Origin of the sequence: Serratia silvae (assembly GCF_023282985.1) — a bacterium.
In the GTDB taxonomy this organism is placed as follows: Bacteria; Pseudomonadota; Gammaproteobacteria; order Enterobacterales; family Enterobacteriaceae; genus Chania; species Chania silvae.
In genome coordinates, this window is sequence record NZ_JAGQDC010000013.1 from 140,014 (window position 1) to 146,452 (window position 6,439).

The following is a 6,439-nucleotide window of genomic DNA, read 5'->3' on the forward strand; positions in this document are numbered from 1 at the left end:
GAGTAATTAAAGTAGTTTTTACTCTTTTTTACAAAGCGAATCACCCATGGATTTGGCTGGTTTACTCAAGATAAACTCTATAGTGGAGTACTCTTTTTTAGGGTTATTTTTACTCTATACCTATTGACAGGCTTTGAACGTTTACCCTCAAAAACAAGCCTGGCGCGTAGTGATGATGGAAGCCATCCAATCGTTGGAAGTCGAGTGGAACGAGACGGTGGTGAAACAGTATCAGACCTATCTGGCTGGCCGTTATCCGTTCGATCCTAGATCGCAGCAGGACGTGCCGCTGAGCGAGTTTGAACGCTTCTTCGGCCCGAAAGGCACCCTGGATAGCTTCTACCAGCAGAACCTGAAGCCGTTCGTGGAGAACAACCTGAGCAGCGGCAGCGACGGGCAACTGTTGATCCGCCCGGATGTGCTGCAACAGCTGGCACAGGCGCAGAAGATCCGCGAAACCTTCTTCTCGGCACAAAACGGCCTGGGTAGCGTTATGCGGGGCAATACCATGATGAAGAAACGGGTTTACACTATAATACGTTTAGGTATTATGATCCGGAGATAGGCCGGTTTACGACGCAGGACCCGATAGGGCTGGCGGGGGGGATGAACCTGTATGCTTACGTTCCGAACCCACTGACATGGATCGATCCGTTAGGGTTAGCTGGATGTCCGAGCAAATCAGGACAACTTCCTGAATTAAGAGGTAAATCAGTTAATCAAGTTGAAAAAACGCTTTCGCAACATGGTTTTACTCAAACCAAAGTTAGTAATAGTGCTGCGAAGAATCAGGTGTGGAGTCATGCTGACGGATCTGAGGTCAGAATTCACCCATATGGTAACCAATCAATGAATATGAAGAGTGGACAATTAACTCCTAAATCTGGATTAAATGCCCATATACATAAACAAAATCCTTCAGGTGATCAATTGAATGATTTAGGGCATGTGTCAACAAACCCGGATCTAACCCACATTGGAATTAGAAATCCAGTGGATTATCCAACAGTTCGGGGAAGACCTCACGGAAGTGGTAGATAATATGAGTATCGAATATCATTTGCTTATTGAAAACGCATCATTGGATGATGTTCTTAATAAAATAAAAGACTCTTTTGAAAATAGTGGCCTATATAAATTAAGCTACTCTAATAGTAATTCTTTTGGGCTGTCGATAGATGGTTCGTCCTCTAGTTGGGGTGCTGATTTTGAAATATCCTATTCTGACGGGCGGGTTGTTATTGAAATCCACTCCGGTAACTCGAAGAAAATATTATCATTTATCGAAAAAGTGTTAAGTGACAACAATATATTTTTTGAGGTTGAAGAGGTATAGATAGAGTAACAGGGACGATCTTCTTTAGATCTTCCCTGCTATTTTTATATGCCACTATGCCAGCATATTCCCCTGCTGTACCCGAATCACCACCTGACCGGGCATCACGCTGATCACCAGCGGTTGCCCGGTAAGTCCGCACTGCGTCAGCCAGTCCCCTGCCAGATACAGCTCGCCGTCATCCCGTATCCAGTCCACACCAATATTAGGATCAGCATCCACCTCCAATAATAATCGCTCAATCTCTTCCTCATCAGAAACCAACGTTATTACCAGCCCGTCCTGGTACGGTTCTATCTTAAATACCACACCTGCCACAAACCCCGCCTTGATAATATCCTCACCATCGATAATCAGCTCAGGAATAAACCCGCCCGTGGTTGCCTGCATAATATGCGTTCCGTTCATATATTCCCCTCCGTCTGAATAATCAATCTTCCCTGTTCAATATTTACCGTGACCTGCTGGCCGGTTAAAAAGCCCAGTTCTTCCAGCCAATACCCCTTGATAAGCAGCTGCGGCGCGGGTTTCTTGATACCCCGGTTGGGCGAATAGCCCACGGTGTAGCGGCGTGTTGTCTTGGGTGCTTTATTTACGGGGGTGCCTGACTTAGAATCGCTCTTAGCCATAATCAACTCCTACGTAGTTGCTTGTGGTGAGCGGCGGTAGTGGGGTGCAACCCAGTGCCGCCGCGCTATTTTAACGTTGTCTCACTCTCTTCTTAACGGCCTTCTCTACGTTGACTTTAGTCACAAAACTGTCAATGACCATAATCAGCGCTCTCTGCTCTTCATCCGGCAAGGCATCGGCCTGATGCCAGAGTTCGTGTAACTCGGCGTTGCGGATCTTCACATCTTTGCTGGCATCGACCCGACCAACTAGTTCATCAAGCGAAACCTGCAAGACGTCGGCCAGCTTAAGCAGCGTATCCAGCTGCGGTGAGATGTGCCCCCGTTCCCAGCGGTTATAGGCTCTGGGCTGGACGTCAATCATCTCGGCCAGGCGTGTCTGGGTCAGTCCTCTGGCTTCTCTCAGGGCCTTCAGGCGTTCGGAAAATACGGACATATCAAGACCTGTCATCAGGAAATCAATAGCTGTCATTGTATGCCCCCTTTTTTAACTGCCTGTTGTAATGTGCTAATAATGTGATTATCACATATCACATAAGTGTCCATTGACAAGGTTTTAAAGGAGCGAAGTGATGGCCCGTATCCCCGAAGCAGAACTGCAACACCTGAAAGCCGCTATCTCCCTGGTTGCCGTGGTACGGGCGCAAGGTCGGCAAGTGTTCAAGAAGGGCAAAAACTTTACGGTGCTGTGCCCGTTCCACGACGAGAGAACCCCGTCCTGTGTGCTGTCGCCGGGCAAGAATCTTTACCACTGCTTCGGCTGCGATGCGGGCGGCTCGGTGCTGGACTGGGTGATGCACACCGAGCGTCTGAGTCTGCGCAAGGCGGTGGAGCGGCTGCGCGGTGAGTTGGGCGAAAACCCGGTTGTGGCCCCGCTGGTCACCCAGGACGAGCCGGAGATCCTGGAAGAGGACGAGGCGGGCCGCCAGGCGCTGCTTAACCGGGTCGTGGAGTTTTACCATCACACCTTGCTGAATGCCCCGGAGGCGGTGGCCTATCTGGAGAGGCGCCGCCTTAACCATCCTGAGTTAGTCGCGCAGTTCCGGCTGGGCTTCGCCAACCGCACGTTGGCCTACCGTCTGCCGATCAAGCAAGTGCAGGCCGGGGCGAAGATCCGCGCCCGGCTCAAGGCGGCGGGGATCATGCGTGAAACCGGTCACGAGCACTTCACCGGATCGTTGGTGGTGCCGGTGATCGATCTGAACGGGCAGATCCGTGAGATGTACGGGCGTAAAATCACGTCCGGGCTACGCAGTGGAACGCCATTGGGGCTGCCGGAGTGCCGTGGCCGGAGCCGGAACGCCCAGCGTAACGCAGTAACGAAACGGTTAATGATGGAGGTCACAAAAGCAGATGCTGACAAAACAAGGGGTTAACGGAGGTCGGGGCTGGCGCTATACTGCGTTCAGGTGAAAAAACGCACGTCGGGGCCAGAGGGTTACGAGTGTGTTAAAAGTGTGAATACTGCTCTTTAAAAAGCGAGGAATAACGCGGGTTGCCGCGTGTTAAAAAGTACGATGACGTCGGGATCGTTCCTATGACCCGATAGGGCTGGCGGGGGGAGGGAATACTTACGGGTATGTACATAATCCGACGGGGTATGTAGATCCGCTAGGGCTGGCAACATGTCCGATAATCAAACAGCGCGTTTTAGATAATATTGCTGCGAGTAGAGCTGCTCGGGAAGCATCTAACTTCAAAAGAAGTACGGTTTACGATTTTATTAAAGCAACGCAACCTACTATTGGGGGGACTTCTGTTCCCAAGTCCTTCGAACTCGTAGCTAAAGGTGGGAATTATTGGGTTCATCCAAATGCCACGAAGCACATGGCCGAATACTTAACTCGTAATGGACTTGCCCATAGTACATCTGTCGGTAGCCAAGCAATGTTAACTAGTTTCCGTGAAGCAGTTAATCAAGCAACAGCTCAAGGGATAAAATATGGAGAAATGATGAATGTCGGTCGTTGGGAGTTAATATTTAGTAAAGGACGGCCAGGCGAAGTTTTATCAGTAATTAAACATGCGTTGTATATATGATGATTATGTTAAAAAATATAGTAGAGTGTGACAGTCAGACGCTGGAAATGGATGAGTATGTGCCTTTCACTATTGAGTTTGGATCGAAACCATTGCAACTTATTTATTGGAGAGGTGGTGATGGAACGCTTTCCTTAATTGAAATAGGGCTTAATATGAAAAGTGGTGCAATTCATAGTGTATCATTGGTCAGTATAAACCCAATGGATGTTAGTGAAACGAAAGAGCAATATACTAAAAGTCTACCGGAAAAAATAGGATTGCCTATTTTTGATATAACTGACTGGAATGTCAATGATACTTCGGAGTATTCAAATAGGTTTCAAGATGAATTCTGTTCGGGCATTTCATTAGCAATTGGCAGCAACTTTCTTGTTGTATCTTTCAAAAATGCAGAGGGCCCAGTGCAATATGTTCGAGATGATCAGGTGCGATTTGGATTTTCGCAAAAAGGTGAACTTTCTACGCTAGAGATAAACTGGCTCATGGAAGGGCAAATTGAAGCATTAAAGAAAGCTATATAGAGTTTATTAAAGAGTAAATGTTACCCTGTTGCACCTGAGTCACCACCTGGCCGTGCATTACGCTGAATACTAGCGGTTGCTCGGTCAGGCCACACAGTGTAAGCCATTTCCCCAACAGAAACAGCTGTATCATCCCATACCAGTCTGTGTCCTCAGTGGAGGATGTTCCCATACTTCAATCAGTCTGTATTTGCATTACCATTTTATTTACAATAACTTTGTGCAGGTGAAATTATCAAGGTAGGGCGGTAGCGTATGTACTACGATGCAAAGCTTTTGTTTATTTACAGACGAAATTGATATTACGATCCACAGGGAGGTTGTTATCTGATGCCGGACCCGATAGGGCTGGCGGGGGCATTAACTTATACGAATATGCACCGAATCCTATTACCTGGACCGATCCGTTAGGGTTATGGACGTATAATACGATGCCGAGCATTACCGGCTTCCAAAAACATTATATTATTCCTCAGCAATTGAAAGGACATGGTTTAATTAAGGCTGCTGGTTTAAACATTCATGACATTAAAAATATGATTTATCTTCCGAAATCATCCGACAAGAACTATTCATAGTGGTTCTCACTCAATATATTCAAAGGGCATAGGAACGCAAATGGATGCTTTACTTGACTATGGCAAAAGCAATAATTGGACTAAGACTGATTATAAAAATACCGTAAATGAGTTAATAAAGAATGAAAGAGCCGGGTTACGTAATGGAACAACAAAGCTGAATAAAAACTCAATTAGAGCAAGTGGGTGTTGATATGATACATGAACTGAAAATATCTCCTGATTATCCTAATAATTACTGGTTCGAATATGAGCAGGGTGAAGTTTCTAATAATGATTTAATCCAATGCAAGGAAATTAAGTCCAGTAATGATTTTGTTTTTAAAGTAACAAGAACGGTTAGTGAAAAAAGCTTACTATCTTATGATTTCTGCTTTAGTGATGGCCCTATATTTATATCGCCAAGACTAGTGGGTCTGCTTTTAAATGATAAGGGGTTTCTCCGAGGTGTCCAATTTCTTGATGCAGTGGTGGTTATTAATAATGTCAACCATCTTGGCTATAAGGTAATAAATGTTATCCGCTCGTTATCATGTATAGACATGGAGAAATCTGACAGTCAGCCAATATTAAGCTATTTACCTGATGGGCCAAAGAGGTTTAATGAAATAGTTTTCAAGGAAAATTTAACCGAGGAGTTTTGCATTGCAAGATGCTTGGAGTATAAGCAATGTATTGTAATGTCCAATGCCTTAAGGGATTTTTTTATTGAAAATAATGTAAGAGGACTAGAATTATAACAGCAATATGATTTAGACTCGGGAAAGATCCTCTGCTGATCTTTCCCGTTTTTTGCTGTTATGCTAGTGTGTTACGCTTCTGCACCCAGATCACCACCTTGCCGGGCATCACGCTGATCGCCAGCGGTTGCCCGGTCAGACCACACTGTGTCAGCCAGTCTCCCGCCAGATACAGCTCACCGTTATCCCGTATCCAGTCCACGCCGATATGGGGATGAGCATCCATCTCCAATAATAATCGCTCAATCTCTCCCTCATTAGAAATCAACTTTATTATCAGCCCATCCTGGTACGGTTCAATCTTAAATACAGCCCCTGCCAAAAACCCCGTCTTGGTAATATCCTCGCCATCGATAATCAGCTCAGGAATAATCCCGCCCGTGGTTGTCTGTATAATAGTGCTTCCGTTCATACATTCCCCTCCGCTTGAATAATCAATCTTCCCTGTTCAATATTTACTGTGACCGGTTGGCCAGGGGCTTTGTTGAATAAATCAGATTTGGACAAAAGAACCTCTTGAATGTGCATATACCTCAGGCAACGCGCACACTTTTTGGCATACCCGCGAGCGTCATCTTGTTCAATGCACGGA

Annotated in this window: 11 protein-coding genes and 4 pseudogenes; 10 read left to right on the forward strand and 5 right to left on the reverse strand. The window is 46.0% G+C overall.

What is annotated here, in order from left to right; translation table 11 throughout:
• Positions 1–151: 151 nt before the first annotated feature.
• From KAJ71_RS16180 to KAJ71_RS16190, 3 genes and pseudogenes are all read left to right on the forward strand, one after another.
• A pseudogene (locus KAJ71_RS16180) lies at positions 152–490 on the forward strand (type VI secretion system membrane subunit TssM); the annotation flags it as partial.
• Positions 490–1,041, forward strand: a pseudogene (locus KAJ71_RS16185) (RHS repeat-associated core domain-containing protein); the annotation flags it as partial. The pseudogenes KAJ71_RS16180 and KAJ71_RS16185, both read left to right, overlap by 1 nt.
• Before the next feature lies 1 nt (position 1,042).
• Positions 1,043–1,336 carry a hypothetical protein gene (locus KAJ71_RS16190; protein ID WP_248946672.1) on the forward strand — a complete coding sequence of 98 codons (294 nt, stop codon included), beginning with the start codon at positions 1,043–1,045 and terminating at the stop codon, positions 1,334–1,336.
• A 54-nt stretch (positions 1,337–1,390) separates the two neighbouring features.
• On the opposite strand, the gene KAJ71_RS16195 is transcribed toward KAJ71_RS16190, so the two are convergent.
• The 3 genes from KAJ71_RS16195 to KAJ71_RS16205 form a co-directional block, all read right to left on the reverse strand.
• The gene (locus KAJ71_RS16195) at positions 1,391–1,744 is read right to left on the reverse strand and encodes a SymE family type I addiction module toxin (protein WP_248946673.1); all 354 of its coding nucleotides are present in this window, start codon (positions 1,742–1,744) and stop codon (positions 1,391–1,393) included.
• Complete coding sequence (locus KAJ71_RS16200; RefSeq protein ID WP_248946674.1) at positions 1,741–1,965, reverse strand: SymE family type I addiction module toxin; 225 nt, start codon at positions 1,963–1,965, stop codon at positions 1,741–1,743. The genes KAJ71_RS16195 and KAJ71_RS16200 overlap by 4 nt, the downstream gene beginning before the upstream one ends.
• 70 nt (positions 1,966–2,035) lie before the next feature.
• On the reverse strand, positions 2,036–2,401 hold the full coding sequence (locus KAJ71_RS16205; protein ID WP_248946675.1) for a helix-turn-helix domain-containing protein: 366 nt from the start codon (positions 2,399–2,401) through the stop codon (positions 2,036–2,038).
• A 136-nt stretch (positions 2,402–2,537) separates the two neighbouring features.
• Here KAJ71_RS16205 and KAJ71_RS16210 point away from each other — a divergent pair.
• The 7 genes and pseudogenes from KAJ71_RS16210 to KAJ71_RS16235 all read left to right on the forward strand — a co-directional run.
• Positions 2,538–3,249, forward strand: a pseudogene (locus KAJ71_RS16210) (CHC2 zinc finger domain-containing protein); the annotation flags it as partial.
• 255 nt (positions 3,250–3,504) lie between these two features.
• Positions 3,505–3,678, forward strand: a pseudogene (locus tag KAJ71_RS23775) (RHS repeat-associated core domain-containing protein); the annotation flags it as partial.
• A 114-nt stretch (positions 3,679–3,792) separates the two neighbouring features.
• Entirely contained in the window at positions 3,793–4,005 is a 213-nt protein-coding gene (locus KAJ71_RS16215; RefSeq protein ID WP_248946676.1) for a hypothetical protein, read from the forward strand.
• A complete protein-coding gene (locus tag KAJ71_RS16220) occupies positions 4,002–4,529 on the forward strand; it encodes a hypothetical protein (RefSeq protein WP_248946677.1) in 528 nt (175 codons plus the stop codon). The genes KAJ71_RS16215 and KAJ71_RS16220 overlap by 4 nt, the downstream gene beginning before the upstream one ends.
• Positions 4,530–4,960: 431 nt before the next feature.
• The gene (locus KAJ71_RS23720) at positions 4,961–5,107 is read left to right on the forward strand and encodes an AHH domain-containing protein (RefSeq protein ID WP_248946678.1); all 147 of its coding nucleotides are present in this window, start codon (positions 4,961–4,963) and stop codon (positions 5,105–5,107) included.
• A 40-nt stretch (positions 5,108–5,147) separates the two neighbouring features.
• The gene (locus KAJ71_RS23725) at positions 5,148–5,300 is read left to right on the forward strand and encodes a hypothetical protein (RefSeq protein WP_248946679.1); all 153 of its coding nucleotides are present in this window, start codon (positions 5,148–5,150) and stop codon (positions 5,298–5,300) included.
• 1 nt (position 5,301) lies between these two features.
• Positions 5,302–5,847, forward strand: a complete 546-nt coding sequence (locus KAJ71_RS16235) for a hypothetical protein (RefSeq protein ID WP_248946680.1) — start codon at positions 5,302–5,304, stop codon at positions 5,845–5,847.
• 58 nt (positions 5,848–5,905) lie between these two features.
• Here KAJ71_RS16235 and KAJ71_RS16240 read toward each other — a convergent pair whose 3' ends face one another.
• Positions 5,906–6,259 (reverse strand): SymE family type I addiction module toxin, encoded by a 354-nt coding sequence (locus KAJ71_RS16240; RefSeq protein ID WP_248946681.1) that lies wholly within the window; start codon positions 6,257–6,259, stop codon positions 5,906–5,908.
• On the reverse strand, positions 6,256–6,439 hold a 184-nt coding region (locus KAJ71_RS16245; protein ID WP_248946682.1), incomplete at its 5' end, for a SymE family type I addiction module toxin. The genes KAJ71_RS16245 and KAJ71_RS16240, both read right to left, overlap by 4 nt.

What these genes read in the sequence shown, in the direction of transcription:
- KAJ71_RS16190 (WP_248946672.1), top strand. Translation starts at nt 1,043, where the DNA reads ATGAGTATCGAATATCATTTGCTTATTGAAAACGCATCATTGGATGAT.
- KAJ71_RS16195 (WP_248946673.1), bottom strand. Translation starts at nt 1,744, where the DNA reads ATGAACGGAACGCATATTATGCAGGCAACCACGGGCGGGTTTATTCCT.
- KAJ71_RS16200 (WP_248946674.1), bottom strand. Translation starts at nt 1,965, where the DNA reads ATGGCTAAGAGCGATTCTAAGTCAGGCACCCCCGTAAATAAAGCACCC.
- KAJ71_RS16205 (WP_248946675.1), bottom strand. Translation starts at nt 2,401, where the DNA reads ATGTCCGTATTTTCCGAACGCCTGAAGGCCCTGAGAGAAGCCAGAGGA.
- KAJ71_RS16215 (WP_248946676.1), top strand. Translation starts at nt 3,793, where the DNA reads ATGGCCGAATACTTAACTCGTAATGGACTTGCCCATAGTACATCTGTC.
- KAJ71_RS16220 (WP_248946677.1), top strand. Translation starts at nt 4,002, where the DNA reads ATGATGATTATGTTAAAAAATATAGTAGAGTGTGACAGTCAGACGCTG.
- KAJ71_RS23720 (WP_248946678.1), top strand. Translation starts at nt 4,961, where the DNA reads ATGCCGAGCATTACCGGCTTCCAAAAACATTATATTATTCCTCAGCAA.
- KAJ71_RS23725 (WP_248946679.1), top strand. Translation starts at nt 5,148, where the DNA reads ATGGATGCTTTACTTGACTATGGCAAAAGCAATAATTGGACTAAGACT.
- KAJ71_RS16235 (WP_248946680.1), top strand. Translation starts at nt 5,302, where the DNA reads ATGATACATGAACTGAAAATATCTCCTGATTATCCTAATAATTACTGG.
- KAJ71_RS16240 (WP_248946681.1), bottom strand. Translation starts at nt 6,259, where the DNA reads ATGAACGGAAGCACTATTATACAGACAACCACGGGCGGGATTATTCCT.